The organism is Paralcaligenes ginsengisoli (assembly GCF_054781135.1).
Genome location: NZ_BAAGUZ010000009.1, coordinates 44,360 through 64,704 on the forward strand (window position 1 = coordinate 44,360; position 20,345 = coordinate 64,704).

Sequence of the window (20,345 nt, forward strand, 5' to 3'; positions counted from 1 at the left end):
TCATGATCGGTAACTGGAATTATGGAACTGGCCGCCGCAAAACATCGGTGGCTCGAGTGTTCCTCAAAAAAGGATCGGGCAAGATCGTTGTCAACGGCAAGCCTGTCGATGAATATTTCGCGCGTGAAACCGGCCGCATGGTCGTGCGTCAGCCTCTCGAGCTGACGGGTCACCTCGAATCGTTCGATTTTCATATCAATGTGCACGGCGGCGGCGAAAGCGGCCAGGCTGGTGCGGTGCGCCACGGCATTACCCGCGCCCTCATTGATTACGACGCAACGCTGAAACCTTCGCTGTCGCAAGCCGGCCTGGTAACGCGCGATGCCCGTGAAGTCGAACGTAAAAAAGTCGGTTTCCACAAAGCTCGCCGCCGCAAACAGTTCAGCAAGCGCTAAGCTGTTTACAAGGCTGCTATCGGCCTTGCGCGGTCCAAAGACCTCAGCTTTGCTGGGGTCTTTTTGTTGTATGGGCTAACTTTGCCCAGGGTATTGCGCGCAAGCCGGGCCGCTTGTTGCATAATCTAATCTTGACGGTCAATTTCTGGAAAACATCATGACGGCGGCAGTATCTTCTCGGATCAAGGTGGGTATCGTAGGCGGCACGGGCTATACAGGGGTGGAGTTGCTGCGTCTGCTATCCCGGCATCCCCATGTCGAACTCAAGGCCATTACGTCGCGAAAAGAAGATGGCATGCTTGTGTCCGACATGTTCCCCAATCTGCGGGGGCAAGTCGGCTTGCGCTTCCAAACGCCCGATACGGCAGCCCTGAACGAATGCGACGTGGTGTTTTTTGCCACTCCGCATGGCGTAGCCATGAGCCAGGCCGAAAGCCTGCTTGAAAGCGGCGTGCGCATCATCGATCTGGCGGCCGACTTCCGCCTGCAAAACACGCAGGTGTTCCAGGATTGGTACAAAATGCCTCATGCCTGCCCAGCCGTTCTGGCTCAGTCCGTATATGGCCTGGTTGAACTGAATCGGGCCAAAATCGCCCAGGCCAAGGTCGTGGGCAATCCGGGCTGCTACCCTACCACTGTCATCCTGGGTCTTACCCCGCTCATCGAAGGGGGCAGGCGCCTGGTCGATACATCCCACATCATCGCCGATTGCAAATCCGGCACCTCAGGGGCCGGGCGCAAGGCGGCGGTCGGCATGCTCTATTCCGAGGCCGGCGACAATTTCAAGGCCTACGGGGTGGCGGGGCACCGCCATCATCCCGAAATTACCGAGCAGTTGAAAGCGGTGGCCGGTGGTCCGGTCGACGTAACGTTCGTGCCGCATCTGGTGCCCATGATACGTGGCATGTTTTCCACGCTCTATGCGCGCATATTGCCCGAGGCGCTCGACACCGATTTTCAGGCTTTGTTCGAAAAGCGCTATGCCAAGGAAACTTTTATCGATGTCATGCCCGCGGGAAGCCTGCCCGAAACACGCTCGGTGCGTGCCTCCAATCATCTGCGCATAGCCGTTCATCGGCCCGATGGCGGCGATCAACTGGTGGTGCTCGTGGTTCAGGATAATCTCGTCAAGGGTGCTTCCGGCCAGGCCGTGCAGAACATGAATCTCATGTTTGGCCTGCCTGAGGCAACCGGCCTGGAACAGGTGGCCATTTTCCCCTAACGTCTGCTTACATCTCTCTTGCGGAACTCATATCGGCTAAATGGGTCCATCCATACATGAGCGAAATCAATGCCGTTGGGTCTGGCGGCCCAGCCCCTGCTGTCATTCCAGCCAAGCCGGCTACACACAGATGGAAGATGGCGGCAGGCCTGTTGATGGGACTCGCCATAGGCTTTCTGGCCGCGCGTTATTGGTTCCAGGATAATGCCAGCCAACAGTATGGGCAGCTAAAAGCGCAGTTCGAGCAGGCCGTGACGCAAAGCCAGGCCGATCTGAATAGTGCGCAGGCCAAGCTGGATCTGCTTCAGGGGCAATTGGCCGTCGAGAAAAGCACTCGCGCGGGCCTCGAGGCCTCGCTGCAAAAAAATCAGGCGGAGCTCGGCCAGGCGCGCGATCAACTGGCTTTTTACGACCAATTATTGCCGGCGGGCCCCAAGGGGGCGATCAGCGTCCGGGCATTCGATGTGCAAATGCAGGGCAATACCCTGCAATACAGGGTGTTGCTGATGCGTAACGCGCCGGGCGATGTGCCTTTTAATGGCCTTATGCAATTTGTGGCTAACGGCATGCAACATGGCAAAGCGGTTAAAATACGGCTCGAACCCGTCCGGGCCGGTTCCGGACCCGCAGGCGATGGTCGCGACACCGGATCTGGCGAATTCGCTTTGAAGTTCGATCAGTTCCAGCGCAGCCGGGGTTTGCTAAGCTTGCCCGACGGCTTTATACCTAAAACCGTCACCCTCGATATTCTCGAAGGCAAGACTGTACGTGTTTCCCGCAGCGCCAATGTAACGCCCGCCGATTAAACTGGTAGACTTGTTGATATAGCTGTTTTAAGTGTGCAAGCCCTGCTTGCCTTGGAGTACCAAATGAATACCCTGACCGAATCCGTCGATCTGCAAGTGCCGCCGGCACCCATTCTCTTTACCGACGCGGCAGCGGGCAAAGTCAAAGACTTGCTTGCCGAAGAAGGTAACCCCGAGCTGAAGCTGCGCGTCTTCGTGCAGGGCGGAGGCTGTTCGGGCTTCCAGTATGGCTTCACCTTCGACGAAACCGTCAACGACGACGACACCACCATTGACAAGGAAGGCGTGCAGTTGCTGATCGACCCCATGAGCTTTCAATATCTGGTGGGTGCCGAAATCGACTACAAAGACGACCTCGAGGGATCCCAGTTCGTTATCCGCAATCCCAACGCCAATTCGACCTGCGGTTGCGGGTCTTCATTCTCGGCCTGATTGCCGCATCGTCCTTCTTTCGCCGCCCACTCATCAGGCGGGATAGCGGCACCCTAGCACGCTGGGGTGCCGTGCTCCGGTAACCGTCGGCAGGCCGGCCGCCTGGCCTTGATCGTGCGCCTGGGCCAGCCAGGCAAAAGCCAGGGCTTCGACCAGCTGAACGGGAATATTCAAGCCGCTGGTCGGATGCACCGGGCGGCCCAGCGCTTGCCCCAGTTCGCTCATCAGGGCAGAGTTCAGGGCGCCGCCGCCACATACCCAGACTTCACGTATTGCCGGCGCATGGCGTTCGATTGCCTCGGCCACCGTGCGTGCGGTCAGGCTTTGCAGCGTGGCCTGCACATCAGTGTCGGCAATGCCTTGCGCCAGGAAGGGCGCCAGCCGCTGCGCAAGCCAGGCATGGTTGAAAAGGTCCCGGCCGGTCGACTTTGGCGGCGGCAGGTCGAACCAGGGTTCCTGGCGCAGCAGGGCTTCCAGCAAGGCTGGATGGGATCGGCCGCTCGCGGCCCAGCGCCCGTCGACATCGTAGGCCTGTCCGGTTTTTTCCTTGCACCATAAATCCAGCAAGACATTGGCCGGCCCGGTGTCGAAGCCTCGCACCGGTTCGCCGGGATGCAGCAGGGTCACATTGCCAATGCCGCCAAGATTCAGTATGGCCCGGGGTATGCTGGCGCTGAAAACCGCTTGGTGAAAAGCCGGCACCAGGGGCGCTCCTTGGCCGCCCGCGGCGACATCGCGTGAACGGAAGTCGGCAACGACGTCGATGCCGCTCAGCTCCGCAAGCAGCGCCGGGGCGTTGATTTGCAAGGTATAGCCGGCGGCGGGGTCGTGCCTGACGGTTTGTCCGTGTGCGCCCACGGCCCGTATGCTCTGTGCGATGTTGCCGCTTTGTTCAAGAAGCTCTCGAATCGCCGCCGCGTAAAGCCGCGCCAGCGCGTTGCCGGCCAAGGCGGCTCGCTGCAGCTCGTTCGATCCTTTGGTGTTCAGAGCCAGAAACTCCTGGCGCAGGGGCTCCGGCATGGGCAGGGAAACATGAGCCCGGATGAGGGGATGATGCGGGTCGGCAAGGTCGGCCAGCACGCCGTCGACCCCGTCTGTGCTGGTGCCGGACATCAGTCCTATATACAAAGCGCCGGATGTCATGGACTGGTACGCGTGGAAGGCTTCATGATCAGGCGTTCAATGGCTTTAACGGCTGGCGACGTGCTGCTGGCTTTGCAATTCGGCAAGCAGGTGTATGTGTTCCCGGTAGCTTGCAACGCTGTGTTCAAAGGTCTTGAGCTCGGGGCCTTCAAGGGTGTGAGCAATGGGGAGATTTACCGACAGCGGATCGATTGGGCGATTGTCGACGCGGAATTCGTAGTGCAAATGTGGGCCGGTGGCCCAACCGGTCGCCCCCACATAGCCTATGAGCTGTCCCTGCTCGACGGTCTCGCCCTGTTTGAGGCCGGAAGCGAACCTGCTTTGATGAGCATACAGAGTCGAGTAGTGCTTGCCGTGCTTGATGATAATGACGTTGCCGTAGCCGTTTTTTTGCCCCATGAATTCCACAACTCCGTCGGAGGTGGAATGAATGGGAGTGCCTTTGGGCGCCGCGTAATCCACACCCTGGTGGCCTGTCCAGGTGCGGTGCAGGGGGTGCATGCGCATGCCGAAGGTAGAGCTGATCCGCGTGAATTTGAGCGCGGTGCGCAGGAAGGCACCCTTCAGGCTGCGGCCGCTGAAGTCGTAATAGGCGCCCGAGCTATCCTTGGGATCGAACCAGACGGCTTCATAGGGGTGATCCCGGTTGATGAATTCCAGCGCCAGGATACGGCCCGCACCGACTTCCATGCCATCGTGCGAGTACGATTCGTAGATGATGCGAAAGCGGTCGCCGCGTCGAATGTCCTGCATGAAATCGATTTTGCTGCCAAGGATGTCGGTCATTTGCAGCGTTATTGCGTCGGGAATATCGGCAGCATCGGTTGCTCCGAATAGCGAACTGCTGATGACGCCCTCGGCGACCCGGATCTGTGTATCGGCGGCTTCGCTGCGTTCGGCTGCAGCAAACTGGCCTTTGCCATCGGGCTTCACTTCCAGCCACTTCGAAACGAAATGGCCGTTTTCATTGGTTCCTGGGGTGTGGTTATATCGCAGCCACACCAGGCGGCCATCCTTGTCGAGAGCCGCCTGCAGTGTGCGTCCTGGCTGCAGCTTGTATATGGCGCGAGCGTTCTTGTCGTGTGCCAGAAATTGTTGCAGCCTGGGTTCTTGAATGCGCAGGCGCTGCAGCAGCGCGGACAAAGTATCGCCCGGACGGATCTGGGTTTCGCTGATGAACGGCGTGTCGAAATCGCCGATGGGCAGCGGAAACGGCTCCGGCAGGGCCAGGGTCTGCCGGGCGGCATGGATCAATGGCAGTTCGGTGGTGCCGTTGTTCGGGTCCACGACGGCCAGCGCGGCGGCGGTGGCGAACAGGCCAAGCGCTACGAACAGGAAGCTGTTTCTGATATAAGCGGAGGTGCGGTGACGGACAGGGCGCATGCCTGTCTGGGAGGGAGTGTTGATGGTCCCTTTTTTAAACATAAAGCCAAAACCTAGTTATTCGTTTGATGGATGATGCTGCGAACCCGGGTGCGATTGCCGCTGGGAAGGCGCTTGTCCGGGTGAGCCAGCAAGCACTCTGATAAGATCGAGTTTCTGGATGCGAAACACGGCCCCTGTCTGTGTGCAGGGATCCTGTTCGCACGTTATCCTAACGCATCAGGCTCGAATTTTCGAGTTATTTTTTGTGTTTTTCTTATTCTAAACGGTCTGTCATGTCGTCCACCGAAGCCCCTGTTACCCTTGAAGTCGAAGCCGATCTGCGCGTTGTAAAGCGTGGCTGCGACGAGCTGCTGGTTGAATCCGAATTCGTCAGGAAACTCGCCCGCAGCCGCTCCACGGGCGTCCCTCTGCGCATCAAGCTTGGCCTGGATCCCACCGCTCCGGATATCCATCTGGGCCATACGGTGGTGCTCAACAAGATGCGCCAGCTCCAGGATCTGGGCCACCAGGTCATTTTTCTGATCGGCGATTTCACCTCCATGATAGGCGACCCGAGCGGGCGCAATGCAACTCGCCCGCCGCTGACGGCGGAACAGATCCAGGAAAATGCGAAAACCTACTATGCCCAGGCCAGCCTGGTGCTGGATCCCTCCAAGACCGAAATCCGCTACAACTCGGAATGGTGCGATCCTTTGGGCGCGCGCGGCATGATTCAACTGGCATCGCGCTATACCGTGGCGCGCATGATGGAGCGCGAAGACTTCACCCGGCGTTTCAAGGGCGGCATCCCCATTTCGGTGCACGAATTCCTGTATCCCTTGATGCAGGGCTACGATTCCGTGGCCCTCAAGGCCGATCTCGAGCTGGGAGGCACCGATCAGAAATTCAATTTGCTGGTAGGGCGCGAACTGCAGAAAGAGTACAAGCAAGAGCCGCAGTGCATCCTTACCATGCCCTTGCTGGAAGGTACCGACGGTGTCGATAAAATGTCCAAGTCCAAGGGCAATTACATAGGCATTTCCGAAAAACCCGATTCGATGTTCGGCAAGCTCATGTCGATTTCCGATACCCTGATGTGGCGCTATTTCGAGTTGCTGTCCTTCCGCTCGCTGGATGAAATAGAATTGTTACAAAAACAGATCAAGGAAGGGCGCAATCCGCGCGATACTAAAGTGCTGCTCGCACAGGAGCTCGTGGCGCGATTCCATTCGCAGCAGGCGGCGCACGACGCTTTGGCTCATTTCGAGGCACGGTTTCGCGATGGCGCCATTCCCGACGACATGCCCGAGGTCCAGATCGGCGGCGCGCCATTGGGCATTCTCAAGGTCTTGCGCGAAGCGGGCCTGGTTGCCTCGGGCTCCGAGGCGCAGCGCAATGTCGAGCAGGGCGGGGTGCGGGTCGACGGCGATCGCATTGAAGACAAATCGCTGCAGCTCGCCGCCGGAACTTATGTGGTGCAAGTGGGCAAGCGCAAGTTTGCCCGCGTTACGTTAAATGGCTAGTTCGCCAACTCAGGAGGTTTTCATGAAGCTCACCAGTGTGTCGATTTCTGACCAGCAAATGATCCCCGAGCGCAATGCGTTCGGTAAAGCTGATGGGCCGGCGCATGTGGCCCTGGCCGACAACGCCAATCCTCACCTGGCGTGGTCCGGCGCACCGGCGGAAACCCGCTCGTACGCAGTAATCTGCCATGATCCCGATGTGCCGAGCAAGCCCGATGACGTCAACCAGGAAGGGCGTGAAGTGCCCGCCGATTTACCGCGCGTCGATTTTTATCACTGGGTATTGGTCGATATTGCGGCGACTGCCACCGAGATAGCCGAAGGGGCTTATTCAAACGGCATTACCCCCCGGGGCAAAGGCGGTCCGCTGGCCCCTAACGATACGCGCCAGGGGATCAACGACTACACGTCCTGGTTTGCGGGCGATCGCGACATGAGCGGCGACTACTTCGGCTACGACGGCCCTTGCCCTCCCTGGAACGATGCCTTGCCGCATCGGTACATCTTCACTGTGTATGCGCTGGACATCGAGCATGTGCCGCTTGAAGGCCGCTTTGGCGGCGCCGATGTCCTGAAAGCCATAAAAGGGCATATCCTGGATCAGGCCTCCTTGTCCGGCTGGTATACGCTCAATCCCCGCCTGGCGGGCAAAGCCTGAAGTCCGGCTGCGGTCTGGCCGGCTTGTATGAGTTTTACTCAAGCTGGCGTGAGGCAGCGCCGATTTTCAAGGCATTTATAGCTTGAAAGATGCTTTCCATCGCGGTTTCCACGGAGGCTTCGGTAAAAATAGAGGCATTCGCGTTAAAATCAGCTGCTTTGTTCCCCTCGCCATACCGAAAACCTAGGATGCCAAATGTTTGACCGTTCACGTACTCTCGATCAAGTCGATGCCGAAGTCTGGGCTGCGATTCAAAAAGAAAATGTCCGCCAGGAACAGCATATCGAATTGATCGCCTCCGAAAACTACACCAGTCCGGCGGTCATGCAGGCCCAGGGCACGCAACTGACCAACAAGTACGCCGAAGGGTATCCCGGCAAGCGTTATTACGGCGGGTGCGAGTACGTCGACATCGTTGAGCAGCTTGCCATCGATCGCCTCAAGCAGCTGTTCGGCGCCGAGGCGGCCAATGTGCAGCCGAATTCGGGTTCCCAGGCAAATCAGGGTGTGTACATGGCGGTGCTCAAGCCCGGCGATACGGTATTGGGCATGAGCCTGGCCGAGGGCGGGCACCTGACGCATGGCGCGTCGGTCAATGCCTCGGGCAAGCTATACAACTTCAAGCATTATGGTCTGGATGCCAACGAAGTGCTCGATTACGACCAGCTCGAGCAGCTCACCAAAGAACACAAGCCCAAGCTGATCGTGGGCGGCGCTTCGGCCTATTCGCTGCGCATCGATTTCGAGCGCATGGCACGCATTGCGCACGATAACGGCGCTTTGCTCATGATCGATATCGCCCACTACGCCGGCCTGGTTGCCGGTGGTGTATATCCCAATCCCGTCCCTCACGCCGATTTCGTTACGTCGACCACGCACAAGTCGCTGCGCGGACCGCGCGGCGGCGTCATCATGATGAAGTCCGAGTTCGAAAAAGTGGTGAACTCCGCGATTTTCCCCGGCATACAGGGCGGCCCGCTCATGCACGTGATTGCCGGCAAGGCCGTTGCGTTCAAAGAGGCCCTGTCTCCTGAATTCAAGGTCTATGCCGCCCAGGTCGCCAAGAACGCCGATGTGCTGGCCCGCACCCTGGTCGAACGCGGCTTGCGCATTGTTTCCGGGCGCACCGAAAGCCATGTCATGCTGGTCGACTTGCGTCCCAAGGGCATTACCGGCAAAGAAGCCGAAGCCGTCCTGGGACAGGCGCATATCACCGTCAACAAGAACGCCATTCCCAACGACCCCGAAAAACCATTCGTCACCAGCGGCATCCGCCTGGGTACGCCGGCCATGACCACGCGTGGCTTCAAAGAGGGCGAAGCCGAGCTCACGGCGCACCTGATTGCCGATGTGCTCGACAATCCCCGCGACCAGGCCGTGGTTGCCGATGTCCGCGCGCGTGTCAATGAACTGACGGCGCGATTGCCGGTATACCGTTAACACAGGGCAGACCCGGTTTGCCGGCCGGGCCTGAAGCGCTACGATGAAATGCCCGTTCTGCAGTAGCTTCGATACCCAGGTCATCGACTCCCGAGTCTCGGAAGAGGGCGATACCATACGCCGGCGCCGGCGCTGTACGGCGTGCGACCGGCGCTTCACTACCTATGAGCGGGTCGAGCTTGTCATGCCCGCCGTGGTCAAGCGCAATGGCACGCGTACCGAGTTCGAAACCGGCAAGTTGCGCGCCAGCCTGAACCTGGCTTTGCGTAAACGTCCGGTCAACACCGATGATGTCGACGCCGCTGTTGCCCGCATCGAAGAAAGCCTGCTGACCAGCGGAGTGCGCGAGGTCAGCTCGGGGCACGTGGGCGAGCTGGTAATGGCCGAGCTGAAGAAACTCGACCAAGTGGCGTATGTGCGCTTCGCGTCCGTGTATAAAAGCTTCGAGGACATCGGCGAGTTCGTCAAGGCTATCGATGAAATCCAGGTTCCGTCCAAATCGTAATCGGCCCGGGCCGTGTCGATGCGGGTCGCGAGCCATGCTTGCGCGGCCAGTCCTGCCGCTACAATCGATGCTGTGAATACTTCCACCATTTTCGACGACTCCTACTGGATGCGCCAGGCCATTGCGCAGGGCGCGCAGGTGCTGTACCTGACGGCGCCCAATCCGCGCGTCGGCTGCATTATTGTCCGCGACGGCCAAGTGCTTGGTTCGGGGGCGACTCAGGCCGTGGGCGGGCCGCACGCCGAAGTCATGGCCCTGCGCGATATGCGCCAGCGTGGGTACGACGCGGCCGACGCGACAGTCTACGTTACGCTCGAACCCTGCAGCCATTATGGCCGGACACCGCCTTGCGTCGACGCCCTGATCGAGGCCCGGCCGGCTCGCGTGGTGGTTGCCATGCTCGATCCGAATCCGCTGGTTGCCGGCCAGGGGCTGGCGCGCCTGCGGGCGGCCGGCATTGCCGTCACGACATCGGTATGCGTACACGAGGCCCTGGCAATCAATCCGGGTTTTATCGCCCGCATGACCCGCAAAACCCCCTGGGTATGGCTCAAGCTTGCCGCCTCGCTCGATGGCCGCAGCGCCTTGCATAATGGCGTATCGCAGTGGATTACCGGTACGCAGGCGCGCGCCGATGGCCACCATTGGCGGGCTCGCAGCTGCGTGGTGCTGACTGGCGTGGGCACGGTTCTGGCCGACGATCCGCAACTGAACGTGCGGCATGTGCAAACCGATCGCCAACCCATCAAGGCAATCGTCGATACACGCTTTGAAATCCCTGAAGATGCCCGCCTGCTTGACGGCGGCCGCACCTGGGTATTCACGTGCCGCAGCGACCCGGCCAAGGCAGAGCGCCTGGCCGGCCGCAATGTGCAGGTTATCGAACTGCCCGCTGTTCATGGCCCGAACGAACCGCTTTCGGGCGTGGGCCGTACCGATATGCCCCGTGGCGGCGGCCGTGTCGATCTGGCGGAAATGATGCGCTGGATGGGCGCCAACGAAATCAATGAAGTCCATGTCGAAGCGGGTTCCCGGCTGAACGGCGCTTTGCTGCAGGCCCAATGTGTCGATGAGTTGCTGGTGTACATGGCGCCCATGCTGTTGGGCGACGCGCTGCCCATGGCGCGCCTGCCCGCCCTGGAAAGCCTGGAGCAGGCCGCACGCTTCGAGTTCTTCGAGACGTGCATGCTCGCGCCCGACATCCGCCTGCGCGCCCGTCTGGGTGAACGCTGGCGGGCGCTGCTCGAAGCCGTCCAGCCTGCCGGCCTCTCCCAGGGACATCCCGAGTGAAATTGTAGAGGAATTTTTTGTGAAGTGAACGGGCGGCCCTTATAGTCGCCCGAGCATGAATTAATGATAGTTTCGCTGTGACGGCCGCAAGGGCCGCCATGCCGGCATCATCGTAAAAAATCAGCAGAAAGGTAAAATAATGTTCACAGGAATCGTCGCTGCCATCGGCAATATCGTACACGTCAGCCCTCTGGAAAACGGCGGGGAAGACGCAGGGGTTCGCTTGCAGATCCATGCCTCCGAATTCCCCCTGGACAAGACACGCCTGGGCGACTCCATCGCGATCCAGGGGGCCTGCATGACCGTCGTCGAACTGGGCGCCGCCACTTTCGAAGTCGATGTCTCGCGCGAAAGCCTGAACTGCACGACTGGTCTGGACGTGCCGGGCGAGGTCAATCTGGAGCATTCCCTGAAGCTGGGCGATTCCCTTGACGGCCATCTGGTTTCGGGACACGTGGATGGCCTGGGTGAAGTCAGCCGTTTCGAGCCCGTGGGCGAATCCTGGGATCTGCGCATCGATGTACCGGCCAAGCTGGCGAAGTACCTGGCCTACAAAGGTTCGATCACCGTCAACGGCGTAAGCCTGACGGTCAATCAGGTTGACGATAACGCGCAGGGCTGCGAGATTCGCATCAACCTGATTCCGCATACCGTGCAAGTCACCACGCTCAAGCACCTCAAGGCCGGCAGCCAGGTCAACCTGGAAATCGACATGATCGCCCGGTATGTGGAGCGGATGATGGGGGCAGCAGCCGCTTGAATCGTTGGCCTCAGGGGGCGGGTTGGCGCCTGGGGCCCCTTGCCATCAAGGCGTTGAAATGCCGTGCGCGAAACCTGGGCGCCCGATTCTGCTAGAATAGCGGACTTCGCGCATTTTTCTGGAAAATGCGCAGGTTAGGACAGGTGGCCGAGCGGTTGAAGGCGCACGCCTGGAAAGCGTGTATACGTGAATAGCGTATCGGGGGTTCGAATCCCCCTCTGTCCGCCAGGAATTAGTCTACAGCAGTTGATTGCAGTATAGAAACCCGCATGCTTTCTGGCATTGCGGGTTTTTTTGCATTGCACAACCGATAGATTGATATTGCTTTGGTATCGGAATTGAAAAAAATAATATTAGACAAGCACAGCTTAAAACATCGATAGTACCCATCCAACACGTTGGTAAAGACAAGGCCCTGCGAGGGCTGGCTTTTGATTCACGCCGGCGTTGAGAAGCGTTCATGCACTGACGGATATCCGGCGGCAATTTGCCTGAGGGCGGTAGAGCCGCCGAAGGCGCGAGCGCACAACTGATTAAAGAGAGCTAGTGTGAATACATCTTCTACGCCGTCAGCCATACGCATTACAGCACTCAAGACAGCACTGGTTTCGCTGCCGCTGGAGCGGCCTTTGAAAACGTCCATCCATGAAATTTCCGATGTGTGCTGCCTGTTGACCACGCTGGAGACCGATGTGGGCATCATTGGCCAAGGTTATGGTTTTTGTTTTGATCGTCATCGTTTGGCGGCGATTGCCCAGTTCACGCAAACTCTGGCTCCGCTGGTCGTAGGACGCGATCCGCACGATGTCGAGCGTCTATGGAACGATTTTTTCCGCGGCAGCAATTTCTATGGACAAAGCGGTATTTCCATACTGGCCTATAACCCCATAGATATCGCATGCTGGGACATTATCGGAAAGGCGGCGAATCGTCCTTTGTACAAGTTATTCGGCGCGTGCCGCGACCGCGTGCCGGTCTATGCCAGCGGCGGCCTGTGGCTTTCATCCAGCCAGGATGAGCTGGTGGCCGAAGCCCGCGCTTTTCTGGCGCAAGGCTTCACTGCCATGAAAATGCGCCTCGGATCGGCCGACTGGAAAGAAGACGTTGCCCGGGTCGAGGCGGTACGGTCGGAAATCGGCCATGGCGTCTCCCTGATGGCCGACGCCAATCAGGGCCTGAATGCGGCCAGCGCGCTCAGGCTGGGCAAGGCGCTGGAACAGTTCAATCTTGAATGGTTCGAAGAGCCTGTCCCTACATGGAACGATGAGGCGGGCGCCATGCTCGTTCGCAAGCTGGATACGCCGGTGGCTAGCGGCGAAACCGAATATACGCGCTATGGCATCCGGCGCATGGCGCAGAGTGCGGCGGCAACGGTGTTCATGCCCGACCTCCAACGCATGGGCGGATACACCGAGATGCTCAAGGCGGTTCGCTACCTGGGCACGCTCGATCTTGCCGTGTCTCCCCATATCTTCACAGAACATAGCCTGCATATTGTCGCTTCGGCGGGCAACGCAACGTGGTGCGAACACATGCCGTGGTTTGCCCCGTTGTTTACCGAGAAAATGTCCCTCGAGCCTGATGGCACTATTTGCCTGCCCGACCGGCCAGGGACAGGTTTTACATTCGATTGGGAAACCATAGAGCGTTACCGGATATCGGTTCGGGATTCGCAACACGGATAGTTCGGCACAGCACCTGAAGATGTTGTGGCTATTTGATAATAATCTCTCAAGGAGACAGACATGAAACAGCTTTTCCACGCAGTAAAACTTGCAGTGCAAGGCGCCACCGTCCTGGCCTGCGTGCTAGGTTCGGCAACCGCCAGTGCCAACAGCGACCCCATCAAGATTGGCTGGCTGTCGTCGTTGACGGGTCCCTTGTCTTCCGCGGCAATCGCCGAAAACGAAGGTGTGCAGTTTGCCGTTGAACAGATCAATAAGGCGGGGGGAATCAATGGCCGGCAATTGAAACTGATTACCCGCGATACCGTGGGCGACCCGACCAAGGCGGTCAATTTTGCCAACGAACTGGCTTACAGCGAAAAAGTGGCCTTTGTGATCGGGCCGGTCAATTCGGGTGAATCCCTGGCCACCATTCCTATTCTGACGCGGGCAAAAGTGCCGAATCTGGTTATTGGTACGGTAGATAGTCTGATAGATGCAAAGAAATACCCCCTGGCTTTTCGTGTCATCAACTCGAATCAGCAATGGATAACGTCGGCCAACCGCTACGCCATAGACGTCCTGAAGCACAAGAAAATCGCGATCATAGGCGATACCACCGGTTATGGCGCCTCTTCGGCCAAGGCTGCGGCCGCCTTGCTTGAAAAAGCCGGGATCAAACCGGTCTATTCGGTTCTGATCGACCCCAACAAGACCAGCGTGGCCGACGAAATCGCCAAGGCTCGCGCGGCCGGGGCCGATGTGCTGATGCCCTGGTCCGCGGCAACCGGCTTGCTGGCGCGTATCCTGAATGCCCGCGGCAATGCCCAATGGGATGTGCCGGTAGTGGGCCACCCCGCGTTGATGGGCTTGCCTATTCGCGATCTCCTCAACAAACCATCCTATTGGGACAATACCTACGCGGCCGGCTATACCAGCACCACGTACGATGCCGGTGGAAAATTGCCGGCGGCTACCCAAAAACTGATGGACCAGATGCGGCCGAAACTGGGCGACAAGATCAATTTCACCTTTTGGTGGGTTGCCCTGGGTTACGACACGGTAAAAATCATAGAGCATGCTGTGTTGAAGGCGGGCGGCACCGATCCCGAGGCCATCAAGAAAGTGCTGGAATCCACCAAGGACCTGAAGGGCGTTTATGCCGATTACACCTGGACTCCTGAAAACCATAACGGTTTCCCCGATTCCGCCATGGTGGTCGATCTTGCCAATACATTCAAAGATGGCAGTTTCAAGCGGGCTCCGCAGTAGCGCGCCTTGATTGGAAATGGTGTCGGCTCGCCCGAATCGGGCCGACACATCTTTAATAGTCACAGGAGTTCCCGGCATGCTGACAGTCCTGGTCACGGGCTTGGCGATAGGCTCGCTTTATGCGGCCGCCGCGTTGGCCTACAACGCGATGTACTCGACCTCGAAGGTCCTTAGCTTTACAACGGGCCATCTTTTCATGATCAGCGGGGTAATGGGCGCCTACCTGATCGGCGACTTGAAACTGCCCGTTTTCGTAGGGCTGGCAGGGGCCATTGCCTCCGCCATTATTTTGGGCCTGCTTACAGAATTCGTTGCAATCAGGCGTATTCTGGCCCGTTCCGAAGAACATCTCTGGCTGCTCAGTACGCTGGCTCTGGCAACCATCATTCAGCAAAGCGTAGTGCTGTTGTGGGGCACCGAGCCCAAGCCTTTTCCGCGCTTGATCGATCAGGATTTCACCTCGGGACTGTGGGATCAGAAATATTGGCTTCCTATCGCGTGCGTTGCCCTGGTGGTCGTTGCCCTGGACCGTTTTTATCGCCACACATTGTTTGGGAAAGTTTTTCTTGCGGTTGCCGAAGATCCTTTTGCCGCCAGGGCGCGGGGCGTGGCGACGGGCCGCATCAGGGCGTTTTCATACGGCATAGCCGGATTACTGGGCGGCCTGGTCGGCTTTGCGGGCGGGCAGCTTACATTCGCGGATTTCGCGGTGGGGTTGACCCTCACCTTGTACGGCTTTATCGCCCTCGCTGTCGGAGGCATGGGCAGCAACCTTGGCGCCGTGATCGGAGGCCTGGTGCTGGGGTTGTTATCCACCCTGGCCACTTATTTTTTTGGCGGCGAATACCAACGCACCATCGCGGTTGGCCTGTTAATGTTTTTCTTGCTGGTTAAACCCGAAGGCTTGTTCGGGAACCAAAAGATGCGTCAAGTATGAATATCCATCTCAAACCTGGCATGCCCATGCTGATTTGCGTTGCGGCACTGGCTACCTTGCCTTTATGGATAGGTAATCCGTATCAGCTTCATATTGCCACCCTGATCGGCGTCTACTGGATTCTGGTTGCGGGCCTGAACCTGGCGGTGGGCTACACCGGGGTGCTGTCCATCGGGCATATCGGCCTATTGGCCATTGGCGCGTATGCCTACTCTATCCTCACCGGCCGTTACGATCTGGATCCCTGGATCGCCACCCTGGCTGCGGCGGGCCTGGGTGGCGTCTGCGGATTTCTTTTAGGCCTGCCCTCATTAAGATTGCCGGGTTTCTATTTCGCCATGGCAACGCTGGCCTTTGCCCTGATGGTTACCGAATTTTCTCTGGCTCAGGCCGACCTGACCGGGGGCGGAGTAGGGCTCAGTGTGCCACCGTTCAACGCTCCGTTTGCCAGTCCCTCGGGCCTGTATTGGCTGGTGGCGGCATTCGCGGGGCTGGTTACATGGCTTTCGTGGAATCTGGTGCGCCGCATGTGGGGCCGGGCCATGATCGCATTGCGCGACAGCACGGTGGCGGCCAGTTCGGCGGGCGTACCAATCTTCAGGGTAAAACTGACGGTATTCACATTCAGCGGCGTAACAGCGGGGCTGTCGGGCGCTTTGTTCGCCACGCTTCAAAGCTACATCACACCTGAAACCTTTGTCTTCGAGCTAAGCCTGTTTTTCTTCATATGCATCGTAATCGGCGGCAGGGGTACCATCTGGGGGCCGTTCCTGGGAACCATTGTGCTGGCGATATTGCCGGAAATGATGGGTTCTCTGGCTCGTTGGGGGCAATTCTTTTATGGCGCCTTGCTGCTCATTGTTGTTTTGCTTGTTCCGGAAGGAATAGGTAGTGTCATTCGCCTGCTCCGTGAAAAATTCTCTCCTCGCAATCGCGAGAAACGGGTAGTTAGCCCCGATATCCCCCGACTGATCGCGGCGATTCGCACAGGGCGCAAACACACGGACGGCATGCAGCTTGAACAGGCCAGCAAACACTTTGGTGGGGTGGTGGCCGTCAATCAAGTGTCCCTGTCTTTGAAAGAGGGTGAAATCCACGGATTGATAGGCCCCAATGGCAGCGGCAAGACCACATTGCTGAATCTGCTTTCGGGCTATTACATCATTGACGGCGGTTCGATCGCGCTGGATGGATTGCCGCTAACGCGCGCATCGGTACAACACCGGGCGGCGGTGGGCATTGCGCGGACGTTTCAGAAGCCCCGGCTGCTCGGCACGCTCAGCGGCCTGGACAACGCAATGCTTGGAGGCTGGAAAGATACGCGCGCCGGCTTTTTGCAGAACGCACTGGCCTTGCCGGCGGCGCGCCGGGAGGACGACGGGCTGCGCGCCCGGGCCCGCGAAATTCTTGAAGCCATGGGCCTGGGCCACATCATGGATCAACCGGCCAGCTTGCTTGACCACGCCGAGCAACGGTTTCTCGAGATAGCACGGGCCCTGTGCATGCGGCCTCGTTTTATCTTGCTTGATGAACCCGCCGGCGGCCTGACGGAGCACGAAATCGAACAACTGGCCGCTATCGTGCTGGCGATGGGTCATGCGGGCCTGGGCGTATTGATTGTCGAGCATCACACCGATTTTGTATTCCGGATTTGCGATCGCGTCACTACCCTGAATCTGGGGAGCACCATAGCCAGCGGGTCGGCCGCCGAGGTTCGCGCCAACCCTGAAGTCATCCGTGTTTACCTGGGGGCCTGATCATGCATAAAGAAGAACGCGGGCATTCGGCATCTCCCATCTTGTTGGACGTTTCGTCGTTGCAGGTTGCATACGGCAAGGCGGAAGTCGTCCATGGTGTCGATTTTTGCATCCATGAAGGCGAGTTTGTCGTATTGCTGGGCCGCAACGGTGCGGGGAAAAGCTCTATGCTGCATGCCGTTTCGGGGCTGGTGGCAAAAAAAGGCGGACGCGTGCTGTTCGGCGGCCAGGACATTTCCAGTGCCGACGCCCGCGCTACCGCGCAGGCCGGATTGGTCATGGTCCTGGAAGGGCATCGGGTTTTCACCGGCCTGAGTATCGAAGACAATCTGCTGCTGGGCACCTATGCCCGGAATCGCCGCGGCGACCGCGCCAAGCTGGACATGGCCTACGATTTGTTTCCTGAACTGGCCGAGAGGCGCCATCTGATGGCGTCCCGGTTAAGCGGTGGACAGCAGCAGATCCTGGCCGTAGCCCAAGGCATTGTGGCGGAACCTCGCCTGCTCATTCTGGACGAGCCATCCAGCGGACTGGCCCCCATGGTCATTAATCGGATTCTCACGGTGGCCAAAGAGCTCTCGAAATCGGGCGTCGCGATACTGCTGGTAGAGCAGCTGGTCAAAGAGGCGCTTAAGTTCGCCGATTATTGCTATTTGGTCGAAACCGGAAAAATCGGCGGTCAAGGCACGGCCGACGAAATCAGACAAGGAGAGCTGATCAGCCGTATTTACCTGGGCGGCGGCGCAGTTCCTGCTACTGAAGCCGCAGGCTCGGCGATGGCGTCCCACGGCGACCAGGAAATCCCGCATTCCAACGATATTACGGAACATCCCGATTCATGAATATTCTTTCGATTGAAGCAATACCCGTATCCATTCCGTATCAGCATGACGGCGCGCCTACCGGCTTTGGAGGGACTGTCTGGTCCCGTCTTTCCTATCTGCTGGTGAAGGTCCAGACCGACGATGGCCTTACAGGGTGGGGCGAGGCGTTCGGCTACAACGTTATTCCATCGACCATAAAGGCTCTGGAAGAGGTGGTGCGCCCATTGGCTTTGGGGAAAGATGCAAGCGATATTTCCGCGTTGATGGCGGCCCTGAAAAAGCCCTTGCATATTTTTGGACGCAGCGGTCCGGTGCAATATGCATTAAGCGGCCTGGACATTGCCTTATGGGACCTGGCCGGAAAACGTGCCGGCGTTTCGGTGGCGCAGTTGCTGGGGCAGAGGGTACGCGATACTGTTCCCGCCTACAAAAGCTTTATGCGCCTGTCTGATCCGGCGGTTGTCTCGCGCGCGTGCGAGCGCGCGCTAAAGCAGGGGTTCGGCAGCCTGAAACTGCATGAGATTACGGTGGACGCGGTTGCGTCCGCCCGTGGCGCCATTGGCGACGACGTGAACCTGATGCTGGACGTCAATTGCGAGTGGAGCGCCGATCAGGCCATACGGATGGCTACGCAACTGGTTCCATACAAGCTCAAATGGCTGGAAGAACCCGTATGGCCGCCCGAAGACTTGCCGGGTCTGGCCCGTTTGCGCGAGGCCGTCGATATCCCGCTCGCTCTGGGCGAGAACCTCGCAAATGCGGTGTCGTTCGAGCCTTTGCTGGCAGCGGGAAGTGTGGATTATTTCCAGCCCAGTGTGACCAAAATGGGGGGCATCAGCGAATTTGGCGCGGTTGCCGAGCTGGCTCGGCAATATCACCGCCAGATGGCGCCTCACTCGCCTTATTTCGGTCCGGGCCTGCTGGCCACCTTGCAATTGGCTGGCGCATATGGCGGCATAGGGGGTATTGAAGTTTTTGGCGTCCAGCTGGAAGCCCCTTTGTTCGGCGATGTAGGCCTGCCCGGCGCGGACGGCACTATAGGCATTCCCAACGGCCCAGGCCTGGGGTGCGATCCCGACCCGCAAGTGGTCAAGCGCTATCGAATTTAACAGGTCGCTTGCGCTGCCTGGCCTGCCGCGGGGAAATGGTTCATTTCTTTTGGGCGCGCTTTTGCATGAATGCCCGCACTGCGGTCGCGTGGTCTTCGGATTTGTGCGCCATCGCCTGAAAGGCTGCCGATAGCTCCAGCAGGGTATCGAGCCGGCTATGCTGGCCTTCGCGCAGCAAGCGCTTGCTCATCCGGATTGCATCGCTTGGGTTGGCGACGATTCGCAGCGCCATTTTGCGGCATTCGGCCAGTAATTCTTCCGCCGGCACAGCTTTTGAAACCAGGCCCCATTGCACGGCTTGCGCGACATCTATCGGATCGCCGGTAAGTGTCATTTCGGCCGCGCGCGACATGCCTATGAGCCGGGGCAGGAACCAGGCGCCGCCATCCCCCGGGATAATGCCCAGCTTGACGAAACTTTCGGCGAATACGGCACGGTCGGACGCGATGCGTATGTCGCACATGCAGGCCAGATCGAATCCGGCTCCGATAGCCGGTCCGTTGATTGCGGCAATGGTGGGCACTTCCAGATTATGCAAGGCCAGGGGAAGGCGTTGTATGCCTTCCCGGTACTCATGGCGCAATGCCGGGCTGGGGAATTCGGGTTTGAGCTGTCTTTCCATTTCGGCAATATTTCCGCCGGAAGAAAAAACCTTGCCGGCGCCGGTGATGATTACAGCACGCACCGCGTGGTCGGTTTCTATACGCTGGATCGCCGCAAGAAATTCCTTGACCATATTGTTGCCTGTGAGCGCATTGCGAGTTTCATTGTGGTCCATCGTCAGTGTCACGATGCCGCGCTCGTCTTGTTCGAAATGCAGTATTGGGTCCATGCTGGATTCTTTATGATGTACGGCATAGCCGCGGTGGTTTGACGGGTTCTTGGTTGACGCGGGTTTGCCGTGGCGTCTGCAGGAGAATCTGGTCTGTTTGCCACGCCGCGTGCGGCGGCAAGAATAGACGCCAAGCTTAGAAGATCCGGAAAATTCGATCCAATATTAAATTTTTACAGATCAATAACCAAAGCATATCGATGGATTCATGGCGTTGATGCCGATCTTGCGGCCCACGGATGCAAGTGACGAAAGACGGCGCGGCGGGGAGCTGTCAACGAGCTTAAGCCTGTCCGATATGAATTCAATATCACTATCAAAAAAAATAATATTAGACACAAAGTCGCTGAAACATCGATAGTATCCGCTGGCTTATTACAACTGAATCGACTGGAACAAGCGCTGTGCACT

General features: G+C 58.5%; 20 protein-coding genes and 1 tRNA gene. 17 read left to right on the forward strand and 4 right to left on the reverse strand.

The genetic code is table 11. The features are described 5' to 3' along the window. Window positions 1-2 precede the first annotated feature (2 nt). The 4 genes from rpsI to erpA all read left to right on the forward strand — a co-directional run bounded on the left by rpsI (window position 3) and on the right by erpA (window position 2,855). Window positions 3-395 carry a 30S ribosomal protein S9 gene (rpsI, locus tag ACYVIS_RS06220; RefSeq protein ID WP_232741130.1) on the forward strand — a complete coding sequence of 131 codons (393 nt, stop codon included), beginning with the start codon at window positions 3-5 and terminating at the stop codon, window positions 393-395. Between the two features lie 157 nt (window positions 396-552). Continuing rightward, window positions 553-1,617, forward strand: coding sequence for an N-acetyl-gamma-glutamyl-phosphate reductase (gene argC / locus ACYVIS_RS06225; RefSeq protein ID WP_232741129.1), 1,065 nt, complete (start codon window positions 553-555; stop codon window positions 1,615-1,617). Between the two features lie 56 nt (window positions 1,618-1,673). Further along, window positions 1,674-2,423 carry a DUF6776 family protein gene (locus tag ACYVIS_RS06230; protein WP_460873509.1) on the forward strand — a complete coding sequence of 250 codons (750 nt, stop codon included), beginning with the start codon at window positions 1,674-1,676 and terminating at the stop codon, window positions 2,421-2,423. A gap of 63 nt (window positions 2,424-2,486) precedes the next feature. After that, entirely contained in the window at window positions 2,487-2,855 is a 369-nt protein-coding gene (gene erpA, locus ACYVIS_RS06235; protein WP_232741127.1) for an iron-sulfur cluster insertion protein ErpA, read from the forward strand. 33 nt (window positions 2,856-2,888) lie between these two features. On the opposite strand, the gene ACYVIS_RS06240 is transcribed toward erpA, so the two are convergent. Both ACYVIS_RS06240 and ACYVIS_RS06245 read right to left on the reverse strand, forming a co-directional pair. Then, window positions 2,889-3,998 carry an anhydro-N-acetylmuramic acid kinase gene (locus ACYVIS_RS06240; protein ID WP_460873510.1) on the reverse strand — a complete coding sequence of 370 codons (1,110 nt, stop codon included), beginning with the start codon at window positions 3,996-3,998 and terminating at the stop codon, window positions 2,889-2,891. Between the two features lie 45 nt (window positions 3,999-4,043). After that, window positions 4,044-5,423: a peptidoglycan DD-metalloendopeptidase family protein gene (locus ACYVIS_RS06245; protein WP_460873511.1), complete on the reverse strand. Its 1,380-nt coding sequence runs from the start codon at window positions 5,421-5,423 to the stop codon at window positions 4,044-4,046. A 233-nt stretch (window positions 5,424-5,656) separates the two neighbouring features. On the opposite strand from ACYVIS_RS06245, the gene tyrS reads away from it, so the two are divergent. Then, complete coding sequence (tyrS, locus tag ACYVIS_RS06250) at window positions 5,657-6,886, forward strand: tyrosine--tRNA ligase (RefSeq protein ID WP_232741125.1); 1,230 nt, start codon at window positions 5,657-5,659, stop codon at window positions 6,884-6,886. 22 nt (window positions 6,887-6,908) lie between these two features. Then, window positions 6,909-7,544, forward strand: coding sequence for a YbhB/YbcL family Raf kinase inhibitor-like protein (locus ACYVIS_RS06255; RefSeq protein ID WP_232741124.1), 636 nt, complete (start codon window positions 6,909-6,911; stop codon window positions 7,542-7,544). A 34-nt stretch (window positions 7,545-7,578) separates the two neighbouring features. On the opposite strand, the gene ACYVIS_RS06260 is transcribed toward ACYVIS_RS06255, so the two are convergent. Continuing rightward, on the reverse strand, window positions 7,579-7,755 hold the full coding sequence (locus ACYVIS_RS06260) for a hypothetical protein (protein ID WP_232741123.1): 177 nt from the start codon (window positions 7,753-7,755) through the stop codon (window positions 7,579-7,581). Here ACYVIS_RS06260 and glyA point away from each other — a divergent pair. The 11 genes from glyA to ACYVIS_RS06315 all read left to right on the forward strand — a co-directional run bounded on the left by glyA (window position 7,740) and on the right by ACYVIS_RS06315 (window position 19,102). Beyond that, the gene (gene glyA, locus ACYVIS_RS06265; protein ID WP_232741122.1) at window positions 7,740-8,984 is read left to right on the forward strand and encodes a serine hydroxymethyltransferase; all 1,245 of its coding nucleotides are present in this window, start codon (window positions 7,740-7,742) and stop codon (window positions 8,982-8,984) included. The genes ACYVIS_RS06260 and glyA overlap by 16 nt on opposite strands. A 43-nt stretch (window positions 8,985-9,027) precedes the next feature. After that, complete coding sequence (gene nrdR / locus ACYVIS_RS06270) at window positions 9,028-9,489, forward strand: transcriptional regulator NrdR (RefSeq protein WP_232741121.1); 462 nt, start codon at window positions 9,028-9,030, stop codon at window positions 9,487-9,489. A 72-nt stretch (window positions 9,490-9,561) separates the two neighbouring features. Beyond that, complete coding sequence (gene ribD / locus ACYVIS_RS06275) at window positions 9,562-10,779, forward strand: bifunctional diaminohydroxyphosphoribosylaminopyrimidine deaminase/5-amino-6-(5-phosphoribosylamino)uracil reductase RibD (protein ID WP_460873512.1); 1,218 nt, start codon at window positions 9,562-9,564, stop codon at window positions 10,777-10,779. A gap of 139 nt (window positions 10,780-10,918) precedes the next feature. Further along, the gene (locus ACYVIS_RS06280) at window positions 10,919-11,539 is read left to right on the forward strand and encodes a riboflavin synthase (RefSeq protein ID WP_460873513.1); all 621 of its coding nucleotides are present in this window, start codon (window positions 10,919-10,921) and stop codon (window positions 11,537-11,539) included. A gap of 137 nt (window positions 11,540-11,676) precedes the next feature. Continuing rightward, window positions 11,677-11,767, forward strand: a tRNA-Ser gene (locus ACYVIS_RS06285). A 320-nt stretch (window positions 11,768-12,087) separates the two neighbouring features. After that, window positions 12,088-13,224, forward strand: coding sequence for a mandelate racemase/muconate lactonizing enzyme family protein (locus tag ACYVIS_RS06290; RefSeq protein WP_232741110.1), 1,137 nt, complete (start codon window positions 12,088-12,090; stop codon window positions 13,222-13,224). A 60-nt stretch (window positions 13,225-13,284) separates the two neighbouring features. After that, complete coding sequence (locus ACYVIS_RS06295) at window positions 13,285-14,475, forward strand: ABC transporter substrate-binding protein (RefSeq protein ID WP_232741109.1); 1,191 nt, start codon at window positions 13,285-13,287, stop codon at window positions 14,473-14,475. A 76-nt stretch (window positions 14,476-14,551) separates the two neighbouring features. Continuing rightward, window positions 14,552-15,412 (forward strand): branched-chain amino acid ABC transporter permease, encoded by an 861-nt coding sequence (locus ACYVIS_RS06300; protein WP_232741108.1) that lies wholly within the window; start codon window positions 14,552-14,554, stop codon window positions 15,410-15,412. After that, window positions 15,409-17,169: a branched-chain amino acid ABC transporter ATP-binding protein/permease gene (locus tag ACYVIS_RS06305; protein WP_460873514.1), complete on the forward strand. Its 1,761-nt coding sequence runs from the start codon at window positions 15,409-15,411 to the stop codon at window positions 17,167-17,169. The genes ACYVIS_RS06300 and ACYVIS_RS06305 overlap by 4 nt, the downstream gene beginning before the upstream one ends. Window positions 17,170-17,171: 2 nt before the next feature. Continuing rightward, window positions 17,172-18,011, forward strand: coding sequence for an ABC transporter ATP-binding protein (locus tag ACYVIS_RS06310; protein WP_232741106.1), 840 nt, complete (start codon window positions 17,172-17,174; stop codon window positions 18,009-18,011). Further along, window positions 18,008-19,102, forward strand: a complete 1,095-nt coding sequence (locus tag ACYVIS_RS06315) for a mandelate racemase/muconate lactonizing enzyme family protein (protein ID WP_232741105.1) — start codon at window positions 18,008-18,010, stop codon at window positions 19,100-19,102. The genes ACYVIS_RS06310 and ACYVIS_RS06315 overlap by 4 nt, the downstream gene beginning before the upstream one ends. A 40-nt stretch (window positions 19,103-19,142) precedes the next feature. Here ACYVIS_RS06315 and ACYVIS_RS06320 read toward each other — a convergent pair whose 3' ends face one another. Next, window positions 19,143-19,934 (reverse strand): crotonase/enoyl-CoA hydratase family protein, encoded by a 792-nt coding sequence (locus ACYVIS_RS06320; protein WP_232741104.1) that lies wholly within the window; start codon window positions 19,932-19,934, stop codon window positions 19,143-19,145. Window positions 19,935-20,345: the final 411 nt, after the last annotated feature.